General features: G+C 30.8%; 20 protein-coding genes and 1 riboswitch. Of the genes, 6 read left to right on the top strand and 14 right to left on the bottom strand.

The window, feature by feature from the left end:
• Positions 1-92: 92 nt before the first annotated feature.
• Entirely contained in the window at positions 93-1,472 is a 1,380-nt protein-coding gene (locus KA824_RS03570; RefSeq protein ID WP_119517909.1) for a RecQ family ATP-dependent DNA helicase, read from the bottom strand.
• Complete coding sequence (locus KA824_RS03565; RefSeq protein WP_107385254.1) at positions 1,459-2,424, bottom strand: helix-turn-helix domain-containing protein; 966 nt, start codon at positions 2,422-2,424, stop codon at positions 1,459-1,461. Before KA824_RS03565 ends, KA824_RS03570 begins: the two co-directional genes overlap by 14 nt.
• Before the next feature lie 109 nt (positions 2,425-2,533).
• Here KA824_RS03565 and KA824_RS03560 point away from each other — a divergent pair, with 109 nt between their 5' ends.
• Entirely contained in the window at positions 2,534-2,782 is a 249-nt protein-coding gene (locus KA824_RS03560) for a ferredoxin (RefSeq protein WP_019468351.1), read from the top strand.
• A 756-nt stretch (positions 2,783-3,538) separates the two neighbouring features.
• Here the strand turns inward: KA824_RS03560 and KA824_RS03555 are convergent.
• The 6 genes from KA824_RS03555 to KA824_RS03530 form a co-directional block, all read right to left on the bottom strand.
• Positions 3,539-4,084 carry an ECF transporter S component gene (locus KA824_RS03555; RefSeq protein WP_107386628.1) on the bottom strand — a complete coding sequence of 182 codons (546 nt, stop codon included), beginning with the start codon at positions 4,082-4,084 and terminating at the stop codon, positions 3,539-3,541.
• A 64-nt stretch (positions 4,085-4,148) separates the two neighbouring features.
• Positions 4,149-4,285, bottom strand: a riboswitch (FMN riboswitch).
• 218 nt (positions 4,286-4,503) lie between these two features.
• Positions 4,504-6,276: an ATP-binding protein gene (locus KA824_RS03550; RefSeq protein WP_107505323.1), complete on the bottom strand. Its 1,773-nt coding sequence runs from the start codon at positions 6,274-6,276 to the stop codon at positions 4,504-4,506.
• The gene (locus tag KA824_RS03545; RefSeq protein WP_107385272.1) at positions 6,260-6,985 is read right to left on the bottom strand and encodes a response regulator transcription factor; all 726 of its coding nucleotides are present in this window, start codon (positions 6,983-6,985) and stop codon (positions 6,260-6,262) included. The genes KA824_RS03550 and KA824_RS03545 overlap by 17 nt, the downstream gene beginning before the upstream one ends.
• 136 nt (positions 6,986-7,121) lie before the next feature.
• Complete coding sequence (locus tag KA824_RS03540) at positions 7,122-7,859, bottom strand: pseudouridine synthase (RefSeq protein WP_107385273.1); 738 nt, start codon at positions 7,857-7,859, stop codon at positions 7,122-7,124.
• Positions 7,852-8,400, bottom strand: a complete 549-nt coding sequence (scpB, locus tag KA824_RS03535) for an SMC-Scp complex subunit ScpB (protein WP_107385274.1) — start codon at positions 8,398-8,400, stop codon at positions 7,852-7,854. The genes KA824_RS03540 and scpB overlap by 8 nt, the downstream gene beginning before the upstream one ends.
• The gene (locus KA824_RS03530; RefSeq protein ID WP_107385275.1) at positions 8,384-9,118 is read right to left on the bottom strand and encodes a segregation and condensation protein A; all 735 of its coding nucleotides are present in this window, start codon (positions 9,116-9,118) and stop codon (positions 8,384-8,386) included. Before KA824_RS03530 ends, scpB begins: the two co-directional genes overlap by 17 nt.
• Before the next feature lie 94 nt (positions 9,119-9,212).
• On the opposite strand from KA824_RS03530, the gene KA824_RS03525 reads away from it, so the two are divergent.
• A complete protein-coding gene (locus tag KA824_RS03525; RefSeq protein ID WP_107385277.1) occupies positions 9,213-9,716 on the top strand; it encodes a DUF309 domain-containing protein in 504 nt (167 codons plus the stop codon).
• A 90-nt stretch (positions 9,717-9,806) separates the two neighbouring features.
• Here the strand turns inward: KA824_RS03525 and xerD are convergent, their stop codons facing one another.
• The 3 genes from xerD to KA824_RS03510 form a co-directional block, all read right to left on the bottom strand.
• Positions 9,807-10,694 (bottom strand): site-specific tyrosine recombinase XerD, encoded by an 888-nt coding sequence (gene xerD, locus KA824_RS03520; protein WP_064208929.1) that lies wholly within the window; start codon positions 10,692-10,694, stop codon positions 9,807-9,809.
• Between the two features lie 36 nt (positions 10,695-10,730).
• Positions 10,731-11,177: a ferric iron uptake transcriptional regulator gene (gene fur, locus KA824_RS03515; RefSeq protein ID WP_019468360.1), complete on the bottom strand. Its 447-nt coding sequence runs from the start codon at positions 11,175-11,177 to the stop codon at positions 10,731-10,733.
• Between the two features lie 104 nt (positions 11,178-11,281).
• Positions 11,282-11,824: an NUDIX hydrolase gene (locus tag KA824_RS03510; RefSeq protein ID WP_107385118.1), complete on the bottom strand. Its 543-nt coding sequence runs from the start codon at positions 11,822-11,824 to the stop codon at positions 11,282-11,284.
• A gap of 183 nt (positions 11,825-12,007) precedes the next feature.
• On the opposite strand from KA824_RS03510, the gene KA824_RS03505 reads away from it, so the two are divergent.
• Positions 12,008-12,922, top strand: coding sequence for an aldo/keto reductase (locus KA824_RS03505; RefSeq protein WP_181187582.1), 915 nt, complete (start codon positions 12,008-12,010; stop codon positions 12,920-12,922).
• Positions 12,923-13,126: 204 nt separating this feature from the next.
• On the opposite strand, the gene KA824_RS03500 is transcribed toward KA824_RS03505, so the two are convergent.
• Positions 13,127-13,885, bottom strand: coding sequence for an SDR family NAD(P)-dependent oxidoreductase (locus KA824_RS03500; RefSeq protein ID WP_107385120.1), 759 nt, complete (start codon positions 13,883-13,885; stop codon positions 13,127-13,129).
• Positions 13,886-14,030: 145 nt separating this feature from the next.
• On the opposite strand from KA824_RS03500, the gene proC reads away from it, so the two are divergent.
• On the top strand, positions 14,031-14,846 hold the full coding sequence (gene proC, locus KA824_RS03495; protein WP_107385121.1) for a pyrroline-5-carboxylate reductase: 816 nt from the start codon (positions 14,031-14,033) through the stop codon (positions 14,844-14,846).
• Positions 14,847-14,939: 93 nt separating this feature from the next.
• Here the strand turns inward: proC and rnz are convergent, their stop codons facing one another.
• Positions 14,940-15,860, bottom strand: a complete 921-nt coding sequence (rnz, locus tag KA824_RS03490; protein WP_107385122.1) for a ribonuclease Z — start codon at positions 15,858-15,860, stop codon at positions 14,940-14,942.
• 148 nt (positions 15,861-16,008) lie between these two features.
• On the opposite strand from rnz, the gene zwf reads away from it, so the two are divergent.
• Together zwf and KA824_RS03480 are read left to right on the top strand one after the other, a co-directional pair.
• Positions 16,009-17,493, top strand: coding sequence for a glucose-6-phosphate dehydrogenase (zwf, locus tag KA824_RS03485; protein WP_181187583.1), 1,485 nt, complete (start codon positions 16,009-16,011; stop codon positions 17,491-17,493).
• A 281-nt stretch (positions 17,494-17,774) separates the two neighbouring features.
• Positions 17,775-18,644 (top strand): AraC family transcriptional regulator, encoded by an 870-nt coding sequence (locus KA824_RS03480; RefSeq protein ID WP_107504957.1) that lies wholly within the window; start codon positions 17,775-17,777, stop codon positions 18,642-18,644.
• A gap of 118 nt (positions 18,645-18,762) precedes the next feature.
• Here KA824_RS03480 and KA824_RS03475 read toward each other — a convergent pair whose 3' ends face one another.
• Positions 18,763-20,412 (bottom strand): glycoside hydrolase family 13 protein, encoded by a 1,650-nt coding sequence (locus KA824_RS03475; protein WP_181187584.1) that lies wholly within the window; start codon positions 20,410-20,412, stop codon positions 18,763-18,765.
• Positions 20,413-20,797 lie beyond the last annotated feature (385 nt).

Below are 20,797 nucleotides of genomic sequence, written 5' to 3'. Positions count from 1 at the left end.
TATGTATAAATTTTATATGAAAAATAAATAAAACTTTAGTGTATATCTCGTATTATAGCTTGATTGAAAAAGTGAAGTAAAGCATTTATCTTTTATTTGAATATATTTTGTAATTTTTCTTTATAATCCATTTTTCTTTTCACTTTTTTACTATTAATTATATGAATTGATTTTAATTCTGAGTCATTATCGCAACACTGTGTTGGTTTAGATGTTAGATTTTCACCGAAAAATTCTATCATATATGCTCTGCGACATTGATCTAAGTTTTTATAACCTAACATTCGATAATAACCTCGTTGTTTTCGTTCAAAAGCTGCTTTGAAAATAGCACGCAATTGTTCAATTTTATAATAACTACTAAGAACGTCTAATATTTCATTTTTTTCAGGTGGTAAAAACATACCTAATTCAAATGAACTCACATCTTCTTCTGTAATGATATCGGCAAAGAGTAACGTTTCTAATAAATAGCTGTCATCTGGTTGATAAAGACTGATTGCTTGGCTTGACTTACCATCACGTCCTGCACGTCCAATTTCTTGCATATAACTTGATGGGCTCGTAGCTAAATGAAAATGTATGATTGTTCGAATATCTTTTTTATTAATCCCCATACCAAAAGCGCTCGTTGCTACAATAATGGGTATTTCATTATTTATAAACTGATGTTGTACTGTATGTCGTTCTTGATAGGTTAAATCACCATGGTATATTCCTGTTAAAAAGCCATATTGGTAAATTGCTTTGGCTAAAGTCAGGCACATTTTTTTAGATGAAACATAAATAATTGTTGGTCCTGATTGTTCTAACATTGGAAGTAGCCATTTTAACTTTCCGTGATCATCTTCGAAATTTTTGTGAGATAATGTAATATTCTCTCTATTCGTTGTTGTTTTCACAACAGTAAATGTTTTATTTAACATGTGATTTAAGTCGTATGTTAAATATGGTGGTGCTGTAGCAGTCAAAGCAAGTATGTTTGCTTTAGGAAAATGATTGATAATTTTCCCTACAAGGGCATAATGTGGTCTGAAATCATAACCCCATTCAGACAAGCAGTGTGCTTCATCTAAAACAATTAACCCTAAATCCAAACTTTGTATAAGTTTAAAATTATGTGGTTGCAACAAAAATTCAGGACTTAAAAATATAAAGCGACTATGTAGCAAAGATTGTATATTTTGTTTTTTTTCATTTTCATCTAATCCTGAATGGATACATGAAACGTAATGCTCGCCTTGAAGTTTTAATTGCATGACCTGATCATCCATTAAAGATATTAATGGTGAGATGATGAGCGTTGGTTTTTGCTTAATATAGGTTGGTAATTGATAACATAGACTTTTCCCGCTACCAGTAGGCAATATACCCAAAGTATTTTTATCATTTAATACATGTTCTATAATTTCTTGTTGCCCAGGTTTAAATGTATCAAAACCAAACCATTTTTTTAATTCATGATGCAACATTTAAATCACCTCTTTCATAACCGATGATTAATAGTTTTATTTCAAAGTAATTTAATTTTGGAAATTTTTCTTTGTAGTTTCTTAGTCTTTCGCTACGATTTTCTACATAATAACTTAAAAAATGTGTATACGACTTCTCATTGATAAATGTATCGTAGTGTGATAAATATCCTTTGATAAATAATTCTAGTATATGATCTTCGATTGTATTTGGTTTTACATTTTGCATCTTGGCTAATTGTTTAAAACTGAGCCCTTTTTTTATACCATTGTATGTTTCTTCTGTTTTAAAAAGTAAAGTAGGTAAAATAATCAATTGACTTAAAATAGGATATTTAGTTACATTTTCTAATTCAAACATCATTATTACTAAATCATTCATTTCTAGTACAAACAAATGTTGTTGGGAAATGTCTTCTATTAAGCTAACTTGTTGTCTTGTATACATGCTTTCTTTATATCCTTGTAAATAGTAATGTAAGTATGTTTTATTATTCTTTTCCGTAATTGAAGAAAATAAAATATTTAATTCGTTATTTAATTTGAATGATATGTCCTTATTTTTAAAGTTGTTATATACTTTTTTCACTCTATATTGAATTGTACTGTTGTGCGTTACAGGTACAAATTGAAATGAATCATGTGCGATATTCGAAATTGTTTGGGTTAATAATTGAATTGCCTTAAAAGTATTTAATAAACTATCGTATGTATACCTTGGATGAGTACGAATTAATTGCGTATCATCAACATCTTGTGTTTCATTTTGAGCATATCCAACAAATGATGGATATTTTAAGTTTGGTAAGCTATGATACAATGATAATAGCTGTTGACTACAGGCGTCAAAAAAGGTTTGATGGGACTTTTTGCCTGTGATAATATTATATATGCTTTTTTCTGTTTTGTAATTATGTGCTTGCGTTCGTGTAAAGTGAATTAAATTATACATGTGTGCTCCCTCATTTTATAAAACAAAAACATTTGAAAAAATTTAAAACAGTAACTACAATACTAATTGTGTTATTAGTGTAGCATGTTTGTTAAAGGAGGCGAAGAGTTTGGCTAAATATACAATTGTTGATATGGATACATGCATTGCATGTGGTGCTTGCGGTGCTGCTGCCCCTGATATATATGATTATGACGATGAAGGTATCGCATACGTTATACTAGATGATAACCAAGGTACTGCGGAAGTACCAGAAGAATTATATGAAGACATGGAAGATGCATTAGAAGGTTGTCCTACAGATTCTATTAAAATTGAAGAGGAATCTTTTGACGGCGATCCTTTAAAATTTGAATAATAAAATTAATCAAATAGATGTTCATTTTTTGAATGAATTTAATTTATAAAAGCTCAGTGTATTCATTGTATTAATGAAAATGCTGAGCTTTTATATTAGGAAAAAGCAAACATTATGCAGATAATCATTTGGAAATGAACGAGTAAAGCTTTGTACATAAATCTTATTTACAAAATAAATAACCAATCCGTATACAAAAGGATTGGTTATTTTTTTAATATTTTACGATTTTGATCGTGCATGCTTACCTGGGGATATGGCTCGAGCCTGTAGTCTCTCACTCATATCATTTCCCCTCGGGCGTCAGCACGATGCAAAATCTCTATAAGTGATGTGTTTTAATACAATAAAAAAGCCTCGTATTATTTAACTTGTACAACTAATAGAAAGTCATATTTTTAATTAAACAAAAGATATAACTTAAAATGAATACACATGCATGATGGATGAGTCCATTTTATATAAAAAACTTACGATTTTGATCGTGCATGCTTGCCTGGGATATGGCTCGAGCCAGTAGTCTCTCACTCATATCTTTCCCCTAGGCGTCAGCACATTACAAAATCGTTATGAATGAGGCGTTTAAGCACAACAAATAAAGAGACAATATAAATGGTAATAACTTCCTTCAAGTTTCAAATTTATCAAAACCTTTTAATAACGAAAGAAGCTGAGATATTAAATTTATCTCAGCCATTCTCGAGTCTTTTATTCTTATTTGTTTCATATTTTTAGACTTAAACGTGTAATTAACTATTAGTTAAGTAAAATTTTTTCCAAACGTTTGAATAGTAGCATAAATATTAAAGAAATTATGATACCTTTTATTATGTTAAAAGGTATAACACCTGAAACTATAACAATTTTAATATTTTCAACTACATTAGTTAAATTCATAATCATGCCATATAGTGGTAATAAAACAAAATAGTTTAAAATACTTAAGACAATAGTCATGACAATTGTCGCTATAGCAAATCCAATAATTTGTGTTTTGACAGTATGTTTATTTTTAATAATATAAAAAGCACTTAAAATAAAGCTTGCACCAGCTAAGAAATTAGCAATGGGGCCCACTGGATCACCTATATTAAATAAGAAATTAAGTAAATTTTTTATAAATAATATAATAATACCGGCTACTGGTCCTAAACTAAAAGTTGCTAATAAAGCTGGAATATCACTAAAGTCTAATGTCAAATACGGCGGTAAAAACGGAATTGGAAATTTAATAAACATCAAAATAAATGACACCGCACTTAACATACTTATTGTAATAAGTCGTTTGGTTTGTTGTTGCATATTCAATTATCTCCTTCCATTCATCTTACACAGAAAAGGAGGATTTAATTGCACAACAAAAACCCTCCATCTTCTCCCATCCAGACTATACTGTCGGCTCTAGATTTACACTAGATCAGCCATTTATCTCATTAATAGATAAACGGGTCGCAGGCTTAAATTACTGCCGGTTGGGAATTACACCCTACCCCGAAGATGAATTTGTTAAATTTTATAAATATATCATAGCCTATTACTCAGATAAAAACAATAGACGTGCTCTATTCTAATTAAATGATATTATTTTTAAAAAAGACGAGATTGGAAATCAATATTAAAATATTGATTTCTTATCTCGCCTTTTTCAGCACACTCATGCTTTATAAATATTCATATTTATAAACTAAATCAAATTTAACTTTATACTAATTAATTGATAATCAAGTGTTTTTATATTCATCTGTTGGTTTTGGTAGATTAATTATAAAAGTAGTGCCTTTGCCAAGCTCACTTTTAACGTCAATCGTTCCTCCGTGTTCATCAATGATCATACGACAGATAAACAGTCCTAAACCAGTCCCCTGTTTACCCCGTTTTCGAGCAGTATCAACTTTATAGAAACGATCAAATACTTGTTGTAAATGTTCTGGAGCAATACCAGATCCTGTGTCTGAAATGTATAAGATATTTTCACTTTCTGTTTCTCCATAACTAATTGATATTAAATCACCAGGTTCTGTATATCTGGTAGCATTATCAATGAGATTGGTCAACACTTGTTCAATTCTATCCGTGTCGAAATACCATAATTGATTGTGTGTATTTGGATTTAAATTCATTGTTAACTTTAAATCATTTGCTTGTTTTTGGTATTTTTGTTGCATTCTACTTAGCAGCGGATCAATGGGTTGTTTAACTTTTTCTACAGTTAGTCCTTCAGCATCCATTCGTGCAACATTGAGCAATTCATTTACTAATCGATTTAAACGTTTTGTTTCATCAAGGACAATTGACAATGATTCATGTATTTCGTCTGGCTCTGTTACAATACCATCAACAATCGACTCTGTATATCCTTGTAATAATGAAATAGGCGTACGCAATTCATGCGATACATTAGCAATAAAATCTTTTTTCATTTGATCAATATTATGCTCATTTGTCATATCACGAATAATAGCGACAATACCACTTCGACCATCAGGTTGAATTTGTTCAATATAACTTGTAATAATGACAAAATAACGTGTGCTAATTTCATATTCTTCGAATTGTGTTTGCTGGGTTTTAAATGTTAATTCGTTTTGACGATCAAGCTTGTCTAAATCGTGAGCATCTAATATCTTTAAAATATTTTGTGCCATCTTGTTTGATATGATTATTTCTTGTTTATCATTAAAGCCAAGTACACCTTCAACCATAGAATTTATTAAACTATCTCTGATATTTTTAGATGAGGATAATGCGTCTATATGTTGTTGTATTTCGGAACTCATCGTGTTAAAAGCACGTGATAATTCTCCAATTTCATCTCGAGAATTAACAGGAACTACTTGAGCATAGTCCCCTTTAGAAACTTTTAATGCTTGTGTTCTTAAATTTCTAAGGGGCTTTGTAATTCGTGATGATAAGAAAAAGGCAAACACAGTTGTAATAGATAAAAAGATTATTGCAATAATTAATATAATGACTGTAATAACATTATTAGTATCTTCTATCGTTTTCAAATCTTGATAGATAAAAACACCACTATATTTACTATTATGAGGACTAGACTCTAGATTTTTAGATGGATAGCCTATTAAAACATAAGTCTTTTGCTGTTTATTCATATCAATTGTCACGTGCTCTGATATCTGTTTTCCTCGATCAAACACTTTTTCATAGTTTTTATTACTTTTAATTTCTTTGAACATCTTTTCTTTTGTCTCATCATTATTAATACTATCCATATGTTTATGGTTCATGATGATGAGTCCTACTGGCCCCTCGATAAGGGATTTACTATGTTTTATGGCAGTTGTTTTATCATCAGAATTCTCAACTAAATGACTTATTCTTTTAGCATCTTCAAGTAATGAATCTTCGGTTTCTTGCGTAAAGTAAGATTGTATAAACGTTATAAGTGCTGCACTTAATAAAATTAAAACTGTCGTTACTATAAAGATTATAGTTAACCACAGTTTTACTACTACGTTATTGAGTCGGTTCATTTTCAGATTTAACCTCGAATTTATAGCCAACGCCCCAAACGGTCTGAATCATTTGGGCAGCTTCATCAGAAACGCGATTTAATTTTTCTCTTAAACGTTTTACATGTGTATCAACAGTACGCAAATCTCCGTAAAATTCATAGTGCCATACTTCTTTTAAAAGTTGTTCACGATCAAAGACTTTATTTGGCGTTTTTGCTAAAAAGATTAAAAGTTCATATTCTTTTGGAGTTAAGTTTACTTGGTTGCCATCTGCTAGCACACGGTGTGCGTCATTATCAATCACAAGATGTTCAAACTCTATTAAATCTCGTGCATGTGGTTCGCTTTGTTCTGTATGTGCAACTTGAGTTCTTCTTAATAAAGCTTTGACACGTAAAACCACTTCACGCGGTGAAAATGGTTTTACAATATAATCATCTGCACCGGATTCAAAACCTTCTACGCGGTTTGTTTCCTCTCCTTTAGCAGTTAACATAATAATTGGTGTTTCCTTTTGCTCTCTTAATCTAGATGCCACAGTAATGCCATCCATTTCTGGCAACATTAAATCTAATAAGATACATGCATAATCATGTTCCATTGCCATTTTGTATGCTTCTTGTCCGTCTCTAGCTTCATGAGTTTCAAAAGATTCTCTTTCTAAGTACAATTTTAATAATCGTCTGATTCTATCTTCATCATCGACGATAAGTATTTCGTTTGACATAGGTTCGTACCCTCCCACACTGCTAACTTTCAATTTCAACCATATTATATCATAGGTTGAGCTATAAAAGTGTTTATGAATGAAAAGTTTGTGAAAAAATTATCAATATCAAGTTTTTGTTAAAGTAAAGTCATAATTAATGTCCGTGTTCTGCAATTTGACGTATCGTTTTTACTTCGTGAGGTGTAAGTACGCGACCTTCACCTGCATTGAGTCCTTTTAGATTTAAAGGACCAAATTCTATGCGCTGTAATTTTGATACTTGATGACCAAAGTGTTCAAACATGCGTCTGACTTGTCTATTGCGACCTTCAGTTATTGTAATTTCAACAAGTGTAGTGTTTTTATCTTTATCTTGGTTTTTGACTTTAACTGTTGCAGGTTGTGTTTTTCCATCTTCTAAATTAATACCTTGTTCTAATGCTTTAACTTCTTCACGCATTAGATAACCTTTTAATTTAACTACATATTTCTTTTTGATTTTATAACGAGGGTGTGTCATTAAGTTAGTGAACTCACCATCATTGGTAAGTAAAAGTAACCCTGATGTATCATAATCTAAACGTCCGACTGGATAAATCCTTGTCTTAATTTGTTTGAAATAATCAGTAACGACCTTTCTACCTTTGTCATCTGATACGCTAGTGATAACTTGCGAAGGTTTATAGAAAAGAATATATAGTTTATCTTCTTGTTCTAATTTAATTCCTTCAACTTCTACTGTATCTGTCGGTTTTACTTTAGTACCTAATTCTGTTTCAATTTCACCATTTACTTTTACTTTACCTTCTGTAATTAATGTTTCAGCTTTACGTCTTGATGTATAACCACTATTTGCGATACGTTTTTGTAATCTTTCTGTTTCTTTATTCATTATTATCTCCTTTTTGATTTACTAAATTACTAAAGAAAGCTTCTATTTCTTCGTCTTCTTCATCAGTAGTTGGTAAATCATCTAATTGTTCAATACCAAATACATTTAAAAATAATGCTGTTGTATATAATTGTTGACTTCTCGAATCTTCCTCATCTTTAGCTTCAATTAAACCACGTGCTATTAGAGTTTTGACGGCTCCGTCAGAATTAATGCCTCTAATCATTTCGATATCACTTCGAGATAATGGCTGATTATATGCTATTATCGATAAAGCTTCCATTGCTGCTTGCGATAATTTCATTTTAGATTTTTGTTCTATTAACTTCTCAATGTATTCTGACGCGTCTTTTTTAGTTGTTAAGACATAATGTTCCCCATAATGTTGGATTTCTAAGCCACAAGCGTCATATTCTTTTATTAATGTGTGGAAACTATCTTGGTCAATGTCTAAAATTTCTAGAATTTGTTTTTCTTCAAGTCCTTCATCACCTGCAGTATAAAGTAATGCTTCCAGGATACCTTTATCGTTCAATGCCATAATTAACTCCTCTTAAAATATTAATATCGTCAAAGCTTTTTTGTTGTTCAATATTTACTATTCCAGATTTAGACATTTCTAGTATTGCAAGGAAATGAGTAACAACCATTTCCAATGGTTCAGTAAAATTGAATAAACTAAAAAAGTTGAATGATTCATGTTTTTGTAAACGTTGAGTTACTTGTGAAGTAGCTTGTTGAATTGTAAACGTTTCTTTTCGAATATCGACGGATTTAGGTGTTTGATATTCAACACGATTTTTCACCTTTTGGTAAGCTATGATTAACTCTGTTAAATCAATCGTATTATTAGGATCCCAAGTTTCATTTGATTCTAAGTGCGTTAAATCCGTTGGATGTTTAGAATAATACTTTTCTCTTTCCGCCCTTTTTTCGTTTAAGAGCACTGTGTATTCTTTATAGTTTTGATATTCAATTAATCTCTCAACCAAATTTTCGCGTGGATCATCATCTAAATCGTCAACTTCTTCTGAATGAGGCAATAACATTTTGCTTTTTATCATAAGTAATTCTGAAGCCATAACTAAATATTCACTTGCCACATTAATTTCTAATTGACTCATCGCATGTATATATTGCATATACTGTTCTGTTAAAGATTTCATTGGTATATCATAAATATCAATTTCAAATTTTTGAATAAGATGCAATAATAAATCTAAAGGACCATTAAAGGCATCGAGTTTTACTTCATACATTTTATCTACCTCATATTAGCAAGTTAAGTGCGTAATTCACTAAATTATTATAGCATGTTTATTATAAACATTTAAAATCGGAGCGATATTCATGTTGAAAAATGCACTAAAAGATTTTTATTTTCAATTTCATACAAAGCAACATTATTTTCTTTGTCACGATATTTTAGAAGAAGCTTGGAAAACTAACCCAAATTACAATAAGAATGATGCTGTTGTGAGTCTTATATTGATTGCAACTGGATCTTATCATTACCGTAGACAAAATTATGTAGGCGCCCACAAATCTTTTAATAAGGCATTAAAAGTTATTGAAAACTATGATTCAGCGATTAATATTGGACTAGATATACAACCGTATAAAAGTCTGCTAGTTGGATTAATTAAAGCTGCAAAAAAAGAGAAATCTTTTGAGCCAATTCATCTACCTTTAACAGATACAATGGAACAAATTGTATTAGAACAGTACCCGAATTATGTGCTGACATATTATAAAATTGAAGATGATTATATCATAGACCACCATTTAAAAAGGGATAGAACTGAAGTTGAAGCGGCAAGGAAACGTGCATTACAAGCGCGAAATAGATCAGTATAAACACTTTACTTACGTAGATGATTTGTTACATGCTATGGCATCAATAAAAAAACACAGTCCAGTTATTCAATCGAATAAACCAGTCTGTGTTTATGCTCTTGGATGAAATTCGTTATACATCTTACGAATTTGTGATTTCGAAACGTGTGTATACAATTGTGTTGTTGATATATCAGAATGACCGAGCATTTCTTGTACTGCACGTAAATCTGCTCCGTTTTCAAGTAAATGGGTAGCAAATGAATGTCTTAATGTATGTGGTGTTAAAGTTTTTAATATATTTGCTTTGATACCATTTTGTTTAATCATTTTCCATATCGCTTGTCTCGATAAAGGTTTGCCGTGCATGTTTAAAAATAGTGTATCAGTGACCGTATTTTTTAATAATTGTGGTCTTACCGTTTCTAAATAAGTGTTTAAGTATTCAATCACTGTATCGCCTAATGGCACAATTCTTTCTTTATTTCCTTTACCAAAAACACGTATAAAGCCCATAATTAAATTAACGTCTTCTAATTCAATCTGAATCAGTTCTGATACACGCATGCCGGTAGCGTAAAGTAATTCTAACATTGTGCGATCTCTATAGCCGTTGTTTTTGGATAAATCAGGTGTTTCTAATAGTCTCAGTACTTCATCTATTTCTAAAACATCTGGTAATTTACGATCATATTTAGGTGTTTCTATTAATACCGTTGGGTCTTTTGCTGCATATTTTTCTCTTAATGCAAACTGATGAAAACTACGAATAGTAGAAATGAAGCGAGCTAATGATTTTGAAGATGCGCCTTCATCATGTAAGTGACCCAAACATTCTTGAATAAGTTGTCTATCCACAAAATCAATATGACTAATTTTGTGTAATGTTAAAAATTCATCATATTTCTTTAAATCTCTTCGATATGCACCAATTGTATTTACACTTAACCCTTTTTCTAATTGTATAAATTTCAAATATTCATCTATAATATTTTTCACTGTACTACCTCTATTTCTGAAATAGTATTTTTAAATTTATTTCCCTTTTGCTTGGCATGACGCACAAATACCATGGAATGTTAAACGATGGTCTAATATTTTAAATTCAAATTCATTTTCAACTCTTTCCTCTACACGAGGTAATAAGTCTTCTTCGATTTCTTCTACTTTACCACATTCCATACAAACAAGATGGTGATGAAAATGTTTTGCTCCTTCTTTTCTCAAATCGAATCGAGCAACACCATCTCCGAAATTTATTTTATCTACCACTTTCAATTCTGCTAGCAATTCTAAAGTACGATATACAGTTGCAAGTCCAATTTCAGGTGCTTTGTCTTTAACTTTCAAATAAACATCTTCAGCACTTAAATGGTCTTTTTCATTTTCAATTAAAACTCTTAAAGTTGCTTCACGTTGTGGCGTCAATTTATAAGATGATTGCTGTAATTGTTGCTTCACGCGATTTAATCGTTCTTCCACGGAAGCCTCACTCCCCTACTAATAATTATAATCATTTTAATTTAGTTATGATATATATATATAAAATACCAATAATTGATAAAATTCGCAAGTATTCTCGCATCTTATTTATAATGATTATAATTAAGTATTAAATGTTGTAAAGCAATTATAGTTTTTGCGTCTTCTATTTCTTTATTGTCTAACAACGTTTTTATTTCGTTCATATCATAATATGCTAATTCTAAAAATTCATCTTCATCTAATTGCATTTTACCTTTTGTTAAATTTTCAGCTATATAAATTGATAATTTCTCATTTGAGAAACCTGGAGAACCATACATTTCAGTTATATGTTCTAATTCATCAGCAATATAACCTGTTTCTTCTTCAAGTTCACGTTTGGCAGCTGAAATTCGTTCTTCACCTTGTTCCAATTTGCCTGCAGGAATTTCTAAAAGTGGTTTTTCACAAGCTTTACGAAATTGTTTCACTAATATCACTTTGTTTTCAGGTGTAATTGGACAAACTGCGACAGCACCATTGTGGTATATCAATTCACGTTTAGAAGTTTGTCCATCGGGTAGTTCAACATCGTGGACTTCTAAATCAATGATTGTCCCTTTATAAATAGAAGTACTATGTAAAGTCTTTTCAAATAGGTTCATAAATAATCACAGTCCTTTTAATTGATTTAAGATATTGTTAAGATGTACTCATTAGTTATTATGGGAATAGCGAATGAACATATACTTGTTTCATTATGCTATGTATAGATTTAATATTGAAAATCCATCTTACTTTATTACGTCTACGCCCTATTATTCAAGTGTATCGAAAGGAGATAAAACATGCAAAAAAATGTTTTGAAAAGCGGTATAGAAATTTCAGAGTTAGGTTTAGGTTGTATGAGTCTTGGAACAAGTAAGAAACAAGCAGAGCCTATCATTGAACGTGCAATTGAACATGGTATCACGTATTTTGATACAGCTGATATGTATGACAAAGGTGTAAACGAAACAATTGTTGGTGAGACTTTAAAAAAATATCAAAATAGAGATGATATCATTATTGGTACAAAAGTAGGAAATCGTTTAACAGAAGATGGTTCTACAACTTGGGATCCTTCTAAATCTTATATCAAAGAAGCAGTGAAAGGATCCTTGAAAAGACTCGGATTAGATCATTTAGATTTATATCAGTTACACGGTGGTACAATCGAGGATCCAATTGATGAAACAATTAGTGCTTTCGATGAATTAAAGAAAGAAGGTATTATCCGTGCTTATGGTATTTCTTCAATCAGACCTAACGTGATTGATTACTATTTAGAACATAGCGATATCGAAACGCTAATGTCTCAATTTAATTTAATTGATAACAGACCAGAGCAACTTTTAGATGATGTACATGCTAAAAAAGTTAAAGTACTAGCACGTGGTCCAGTATTTAAAGGGTTATTAACTGCTAAAAGTAACAATGTGTTAGATTCAAAATTTAGTGATGGTATTTTTGATTATACTTATCAAGAACTTGGAGAAACAATTGCATCAATTAAAGAAATTGAAAGTAATTTATCTGCACTTACTTTTAATTATTTAACTTCTCATGATGCATTAGGTTCTATCATTGTAGGTGCAAGTAGTACAGATCAGCTAGATGAAAATGTAAAAAATTATCAACGTTCAAAAGACATAAGTTTAGAAGCATTAAAAGCAGCGCAAGATCGAGTGAAAAATTTAGAATATACCCAACATTTTAAATAAATCTCTTTTCGTTGTCCTAAAACATGTATGTCTGAGCAAAGATAAAAATATAAATAACTTCTATCAAAGCAAAAACGTCAATTTCTCTTATGATTTTATAGAAATTGACGTTTTTATTTTTATAAAGCTTCTTAATCCATGACATTGCTGTCTTCTATTTTAATGCTTTAGTCAAAATGAATATTTCCAAACTTTGAAGAAGTGCTAACCTTTGTTCTTAAATAATGAAGTAAAGTTTTTTTCTATAAACCGTGGCATCAATTGATAAATTTTTAATAAATGGTGCATCCATCTAGGTTGATTGATTTCTAATTTTTTCTCAATTATACCATTGATAATTTGGTTTGCTAATTTTTCTGGGTCAAGCATCATGTCCCTGTATTTTTTGGCAAATTTCATAGATGGATCTGCTTTTTCATGAAATGGTGTCGCTATTGGCCCAGTATTAACAGTCATAATATGATAATTTGGTTTCTCGATACGCAGTGCATTTAACAATTGGTTAAAAGCTGCTTTACTTGCACCATAATGTGCAGCATAACCTTGACTTATAAAGGCAGCTTGGCTACCTATACCTACTATTATTGGATTTTTTGAGAATGCCGGTTGTAAAACTTTCATTAATATATTGAAATGGAGCACATTTAATTTATATGTTTCAAGCATTTCTACAAATGTATGGTCTTCAATAGATTTAAAATACCCAAGGCCAGAACTGTATATAAGTCCATCAATGGTTTGGTATTGAAAGTATTCCTTTAAATCAATGATTTCTTGTTGTGATTGTAAATCGCATTTAATGATATTTAGATGTTCCGTATCATATTGCGTTGCGAATTGTTTTAGTTTATCTGGATTTCGGGCAAGTACAGTAACATATGCTCTTTTAGATAATAATGCTTTTAATATAGCTTTACCTAATCCACTTGTACCACCAGTTAACACAAAATGTTTACCTATCATAGTAAATTCTCCTTGCTTTAAATTCATAGTTTAAGTATATGAGTGTAAACGATATTTTGCCACAGGTCTTTAAAAATTCTTAGCCATAATTTAAATCTATGTTAGTATGGAAACATAAAAAGCAAAGAGGAAGTGAAGTCTTCACATGAAACTAGTATTTTATGGTGCCGGAAATATGGCGCATGCAATTTTTACAGGTATTGTTAGTTCTAAAGTGATTGATTCTAATAATATTTATTTAACGAATCGTTCAAATGAAGTTGCATTAAAAGAATATGCTGACGAGTTAGGTGTTAATTATAGCTATGATGATGCAGCATTGTTAAAAGATGCAGATTATGTATTCTTAGGAACGAAACCATATGATTTTGATGATTTAGCAGAGCGTATTAAGCCATATATTGCAGAAAAAAATAAATTCATTTCTATTATGGCTGGTTTACCGATAAACTATATTCGTGAAAAATTGGCTTCTAACAACCCAATTGCACGTATCATGCCAAACACAAATGCCCATGTTGGACATTCAGTTACTGGTATTAGCTTTTCTAATAATTTTGGCGCTAAGTCAAAAGAAGAAGTTGATAATTTAATAAACGCATTTGGATCTGCGATAGAAGTTTCAGAAGATAATTTGCATCAAGTTACAGCAATTACTGGAAGCGGTCCAGCTTTTTTATACCATGTCTTTGAGCAATATGTCACAGCGGGTACACGTTTGGGTTTGGAAAAATCACAGGTAGAAGAATCAATTCGTAATTTAATCATAGGGACGAGCAAAATGATAGAACGCTCAGAATTGAGTATGGAACAGTTAAGAAAAAATATTACTTCTAAAGGTGGTACAACACAAGCAGGCCTTAATGCACTTGCAGATCATGATATAGAAGCTATTTTCGAAGATTGTTTACGTTCTGCAGTAAATAGAAGTATTGAATTATCTAACCAAGACAATGATTAAAATTTAAAAAGCTTAAATTATTATAAAAAGTGGGACAGTAATCTAAATTGTAAAATACTATAATTTTTAGAAAACTGCCCCACTTTTCATTTATTAAAATTGCCAAGAATCAAAATCACTGACAAAACTAAATGGTGGTGTATTACTCAAAGCTTTAAGCGATTTACTAATATCGCACACCTCTTCTTTAGTATAACGATTGCTGATATGTGTTATTAAACTATAGTCAACATTTGCTTCTCTCATCAATTCAAAAACGTCATCAATATGGCTATGGTGATAGCTATTAGCTAATGATTTATCTCCTTCTATATATGTACTTTCATGTACCATGATATTTGCATCACGTGCAATTATCATTTCATTTTTACAAGGCATAGTATCTCCAAAAATTGCTACGACTGGGCCTTTAATTGCTTCATCTTTAAAATCTTTAGAGTTATAAATCTCACCTTTGTATTCAAATGTTTCATTGTTTTTTACATCTTGATATTTAGGTCCTGGTTCTAAACCAATGTTTCTGAGCGCTTCAACATTGATTTTACCAGATTTATATGGCGCTTCTACCCTATATCCAAAAGAAGGAATACCATGATTTAACATATGTGCTTCAACATTAAATCCATTGTGATGATAAGAAAGTTGTTCCTCTATTTCAATATAAGTGATTGGATAATTTAATTTTGATTCTGATAAAGTTAAAGTAGTTTCTATATATGATTTAATACCTTTTGGACCAATAATAGTAAGAGGCTTATCTTCGCCCCCTTGAAAAGATCGACTTGTGAGTAACCCAGGTAAACCAAATATATGATCACCATGCATATGCGTAATAAAAATGTGATCTACTTTTCCTAATTTGATTGAATGGTGTAATATTTGATGCTGTGTGCCTTCACCAACATCAAAAAGCCAAATGCTATTGGAGTATGGTTCCAAATTTAATGCAATCGCTTGGGTATTTCTTTCTTTAGTTGGCAGACCAGCACTTGTCCCAAAAAACGTAATTTCCATGCATATGCCTCCTCTTCTTGTTCATATTTTATCATATAAAAGTATTAAAAATATAATAAAATATGATATTACAAGCAAAATTGTGGGAAGATACTGGTGTATTGGTCTATAATAAATACAGATTTAATAAAGAATTGAGGTTTTGATCTTGAATACTAGAAATAAAGATATCCCATGCTTAATTACAATTTTTGGAGCAACTGGTGATCTTAGTCACAGAAAATTATTTCCATCATTATTCCATTTATACCAACAAGAAAATTTGAATGAGCACATTGCAATCGTTGGAATTGGTAGAAGAGACTTAACAAACGATGATTTCCGTAGTCAAGTGAAGTCGTCAATTCAAGAACACGTTAAAGATACTAAACACCTAGATAAGTTTATGGAACACGTATTTTATCACAAATACGATGTAAGTGACGAAGCAAGTTATCAATCACTATTAGAATTCAGTAATAAATTAGATCACGATTTCCAATTACAAGGTAATAGACTCTTTTATTTAGCTATGGCTCCAAATTTCTTTGGTGTTATATCTGATTATTTAAAATCTTCTGGATTAACAGATACAACTGGTTTCAAACGTTTAGTTATTGAAAAACCATTTGGTTCAGATTTAGAATCTGCTGAAAAATTAAATGAACAACTACGTCGTTCATTTAAGGAAGAAGAAATTTACCGTATTGACCACTATCTTGGTAAAGATATGGTGCAAAATATTGAAGTACTTCGTTTTGCTAATGCAATGTTTGAACCATTATGGAATAACAAATATATTTCAAACATTCAAGTTACTTCTTCGGAAGTACTTGGAGTTGAAGACAGAGGTGGCTACTACGAATCTAGTGGTGCATTAAAAGATATGGTCCAAAACCATATGCTGCAAATGGTTGCTTTGCTAGCAATGGAAGCACCTATAAGTTTAAATAGTGAAGATATCAGAGCAGAAAAAGTTAAGGCTTTAAAATCATTACGCAAACTAGAACCTGAAGAAGTTCGTCAAAACTTTGTTCGTGGTCAATATGATGAAGGCATCATAGAAGGACAGCAAGTTAAAAGATATAGAGATGAGGATCGTGTTGCAGAAGATTCTACAACGCCAACTTTTGTTTCTGGTAAACTAACCATTGATAATTTTAGATGGGCTGGCGTACCGTTCTACATAAGAACTGGTAAACGAATGAAGAGTAAAACGATACAAGTAGTCGTCGAATTCAAAGAAGTTCCAATGAATTTATACTATAAAACAGATAAAAAACTAGATTCCAACCTATTAGTTATTAATATTCAACCAAATGAAGGTGTTTCTTTACACTTAAATGCTAAAAAGAATGTACAAGGCATTGAAACTGAGCCAGTTCAACTATCATACGCAATGAGTGCACAAGATAAAATGAACACAGTGGATGCTTATGAAAATTTATTATTTGACTGTTTAAATGGAGATGCAACTAACTTTACGCATTGGGAAGAATTAAAATCAACTTGGAAATTTGTTGATGCAATACAAGAAGAGTGGAACCAAAATGAACCAGAATTCCCTAATTATACAGCTGGAACAAATGGTCCATTAGCGAGTGATTTACTATTGAGTAGAGATGGCTTCCACTGGTGGGACGATATCCATTAATCAACTTTTTAAAAATAAGGCAATGATACAAGTTTCAATCTGAGCTTGTGTTGTTGCTTTTTTATTATACCTTATTTGTGTTATGATTTAGACTATTGATTAAATCATTCATATACAATTTTAGGATGTTTACATTTTACCCTATTTAATATTTTTGAGATGTAAGTCACATGAAAATGATGTAAAATAGAATTAATCAACAATGATTCATAACATTATGTATAGAAAAGTAACGAGGTACATAATCATTTGTATTTCGTTATAATTTAGGAGTGAAAGTTTTGGACGTTATCAAGCAAATCCAACAGGCAATTGTATATATTGAAGATCATTTGCTAGAGCCTCTACATTTGCAAGCACTTAGTGATTACGTTGGTCTTTCACCATTTCATATTGATCAATCATTTAAAATGATTGTAGGTCAATCACCAACAGAATATGCAAGGTCAAGAAGGTTGACTTTAGCAGCACAAGACATTTTAAGTGGTTCAGCTCGCTTGGTAGATGTTGCAAAAAAGTATAGTTATAAAGACGCTAATGATTTTGCTAATGATTTTAGTGATTTTCATGGTGTTTCTCCTATTCAAGTCAATACAAAACGAGACGAATTAAAATTGCAATCAAGGCTTTATATTAAACTTACTACTACAGAACGTGCCCCTTATGCGTACCGTTTGGAAGATACACAAGGTTTGTCTTTAGTAGGTTATGCTAAGTTCTTAAATTCAGAAGAAATTGATAACCCTTTTAAAGTGCCTGATTTTTTAGAGGATTTATTAATTGACGATAAAATTAAAGAATTACAACGATATAATGATACGAGTCCACATGAACTCTTTGTGGTTAATTGTCCGCTTGATAATGGAATGGAAATTTTTGTTGGCGTACCGAGTGAAAGATATCCTGCGCACCTTGAAAGTCGTTTCTTACCTGAAAGACAATATGCTAAATTTAATTTACAAGGTGAGATGGATTATGTAGTCAATGAAGCGTGGTATTATATAGAGACTAGCCTTCAAATGACTTTACCCTATGAACATAATAGTTTGTACGTTGAAGTTTATCCATTTGACATTTCATTCGATGATCCATTCACTAAAGTTCAATTATGGATGCCTGTTGATCAAGAACAATATGACATATTAGAATAAAACCATAAAAATACGCTTAAACAATATATAGCGAGCAAGCAAACATATTTTTATATAAGTTGCTTACTCGCTATATTTTTGTTAGTTAATCATTATCTTAATTGCTAGATAATTGTTTCTAAAGTTTAATTACAAATGCTTCGTATGGTTGTATATTTTCAAAATCAATCGTGTTATTTTTGTAGTTATGTAGTAATATGTTTTCTTCTAGGAAGCTTGCATCAAAGGATAATGCAGCTTTTTTATTTGTTAAATTACCAACAATTAGTACATATTGCTCATTTAATTCTCGTGTATATGCAAATATTTGGTTATTTTTTGAATCAACCAAATTAAATTCACCATATGTAAAAACATCATGAGATTTTTTTAACTTTATTAAAGCTTTATAGAAATTTAATATTGAATCTGGATCTTTTTGTTGATGTGCAACATTAATGTTTTTGTAGTTTGGATTTACAGGAAACCAAGGCGTTACATCTGAAAATCCTGCAAAGTAAGAACTATTCCACTGCATAGGCGTTCTAGAATTATCTCTATTTTCTTTTTTATGCTTATCTAATAGTTTTGAGACATCGCCACCTTGTTGTTTGACAATTTCGTATTCATTGACCACTGCAACATCATTAAAGGTTTCAATATCATCAAATGGATAATTGGTCATACCAATTTCTTGACCTTGATAGACAAATGGTGTGCCTTGCTGCAAAAAATATACGACTGCATGACTTGTAGCAGATTCAAACCAATAATGAGTATCATCACCCCAAGTTGATACACGTCTTGGCTGATCGTGATTTTCAATAAACAATGCATTCCATCCAACATTTTCAAGTTTCTTTTGCCATTCATTGAGTACATTTTTATATGCATTGACGTCAAATTTAACATCGCCTGAATTCCACAAGCTTAAATGTTCAAACTGAAAAATCATATTGAATTTGCCAGTTGTCTCACCTACCCAAGGTTCAGCGTTTTCTGGACTAACACCATTTGCTTCTCCTACGGTCATAATATCATAATGACTTAAAGATTTATCTTTCATTTCTTGTAACCAAGTTTGTATGCCAGGCTGATTCATATCTACTTCAAAAGCCGGCGCATAAACTTTTCCTTCTGGTAGTTTTAAGTCACCAGCTTCAAATGTTTTTTTAATATGTGTTATAGCATCTACTCTAAAACCATCTATACCTTTATTAAACCACCAATTCATCATTTCAAAAATAGCATTTCTGACTTCTTGGTTTTCCCAGTTTAAATCTGGTTGCTTTTTACTGAATAAATGAAAATAATATTGACCTGTTTGTTCATCAAATTCCCATGTAGATCCATTAAATATACTTTCCCAATTATTTGGCTCCGATCCATCTGGTTTCGGATCTCTCCATATATACCAGTCACGTTTAGGGTTATCTTTACTTGATTTTGATTCTATAAACCATTGATGTTCGTCTGATGTATGATTAACGACTAAATCTAATATTAACTTCATATCTCTTTGGTGTACTTCATCTAATAATTGATCAAAATCGTCCATTGTTCCAAACTCATCCATGATATCTTTATAGTCACTTATATCATAGCCATTATCATCATTTGGCGATTTATACATTGGGCTAAGCCAAATAACATCAATTCCTAAATCATCTAAGTAATCTAACTTTTCTATCACACCTTTTAAATCTCCGATACCGTCGCTATTAGTATCATTAAAGCTTCTTGGATAAACTTGATAAGCGATTGCTTCTTTCCACCATTCCCTTTTCATATATATCCCCCTTTAAAGTTATTGAATTTGTTAAATCCTATCAATATTTATATCTAAAATTTTAACTATGAACAATCATGTCATATAAATATAGCATGAAAAATAGTATCAATGTTTAAACTGTCATAGGTTAATACAATATTAAATATAATAGACTTAATCACATATATTAATAGATTAATTAATGTACGTATAAAAGTCAAAATTTTAGCGCAATCGCTTACAAATGAATATATTTATTATTTTTGAAAAAGCATATAGATAATTGATAAAACAATATAATGTTAAAAAATTAGTAACTTATATTAATAATTATTACTCGAAAGCAAGTGAAATGGGAGAAACAACAATCTCATGTTTAAAATATTAAGATAACTTTATGAAA

The organism is Staphylococcus sp. GDY8P198P, from assembly GCF_017891615.1.
GTDB classification, from domain to species: domain Bacteria; phylum Bacillota; class Bacilli; order Staphylococcales; family Staphylococcaceae; genus Staphylococcus; species Staphylococcus cohnii.
The sequence above is the reverse complement of the archived record's forward strand: the minus strand, read 5'-3'. Positions and strand labels throughout refer to the sequence as shown.

Coding starts and splice junctions, on each gene's coding strand:
- KA824_RS03570 (WP_119517909.1), bottom strand. CDS start 1,472: ATGTTGCATCATGAATTAAAAAAATGGTTTGGTTTTGATACATTTAAA.
- KA824_RS03565 (WP_107385254.1), bottom strand. CDS start 2,424: ATGTATAATTTAATTCACTTTACACGAACGCAAGCACATAATTACAAA.
- KA824_RS03555 (WP_107386628.1), bottom strand. CDS start 4,084: ATGCAACAACAAACCAAACGACTTATTACAATAAGTATGTTAAGTGCG.
- KA824_RS03550 (WP_107505323.1), bottom strand. CDS start 6,276: ATGAACCGACTCAATAACGTAGTAGTAAAACTGTGGTTAACTATAATC.
- KA824_RS03545 (WP_107385272.1), bottom strand. CDS start 6,985: ATGTCAAACGAAATACTTATCGTCGATGATGAAGATAGAATCAGACGA.
- KA824_RS03540 (WP_107385273.1), bottom strand. CDS start 7,859: ATGAATAAAGAAACAGAAAGATTACAAAAACGTATCGCAAATAGTGGT.
- scpB (WP_107385274.1), bottom strand. CDS start 8,400: ATGGCATTGAACGATAAAGGTATCCTGGAAGCATTACTTTATACTGCA.
- KA824_RS03530 (WP_107385275.1), bottom strand. CDS start 9,118: ATGTATGAAGTAAAACTCGATGCCTTTAATGGTCCTTTAGATTTATTA.
- KA824_RS03510 (WP_107385118.1), bottom strand. CDS start 11,824: ATGAACCTATTTGAAAAGACTTTACATAGTACTTCTATTTATAAAGGG.
- KA824_RS03505 (WP_181187582.1), top strand. CDS start 12,008: ATGCAAAAAAATGTTTTGAAAAGCGGTATAGAAATTTCAGAGTTAGGT.
- KA824_RS03500 (WP_107385120.1), bottom strand. CDS start 13,885: ATGATAGGTAAACATTTTGTGTTAACTGGTGGTACAAGTGGATTAGGT.
- proC (WP_107385121.1), top strand. CDS start 14,031: ATGAAACTAGTATTTTATGGTGCCGGAAATATGGCGCATGCAATTTTT.
- rnz (WP_107385122.1), bottom strand. CDS start 15,860: ATGGAAATTACGTTTTTTGGGACAAGTGCTGGTCTGCCAACTAAAGAA.
- KA824_RS03475 (WP_181187584.1), bottom strand. CDS start 20,412: ATGAAAAGGGAATGGTGGAAAGAAGCAATCGCTTATCAAGTTTATCCA.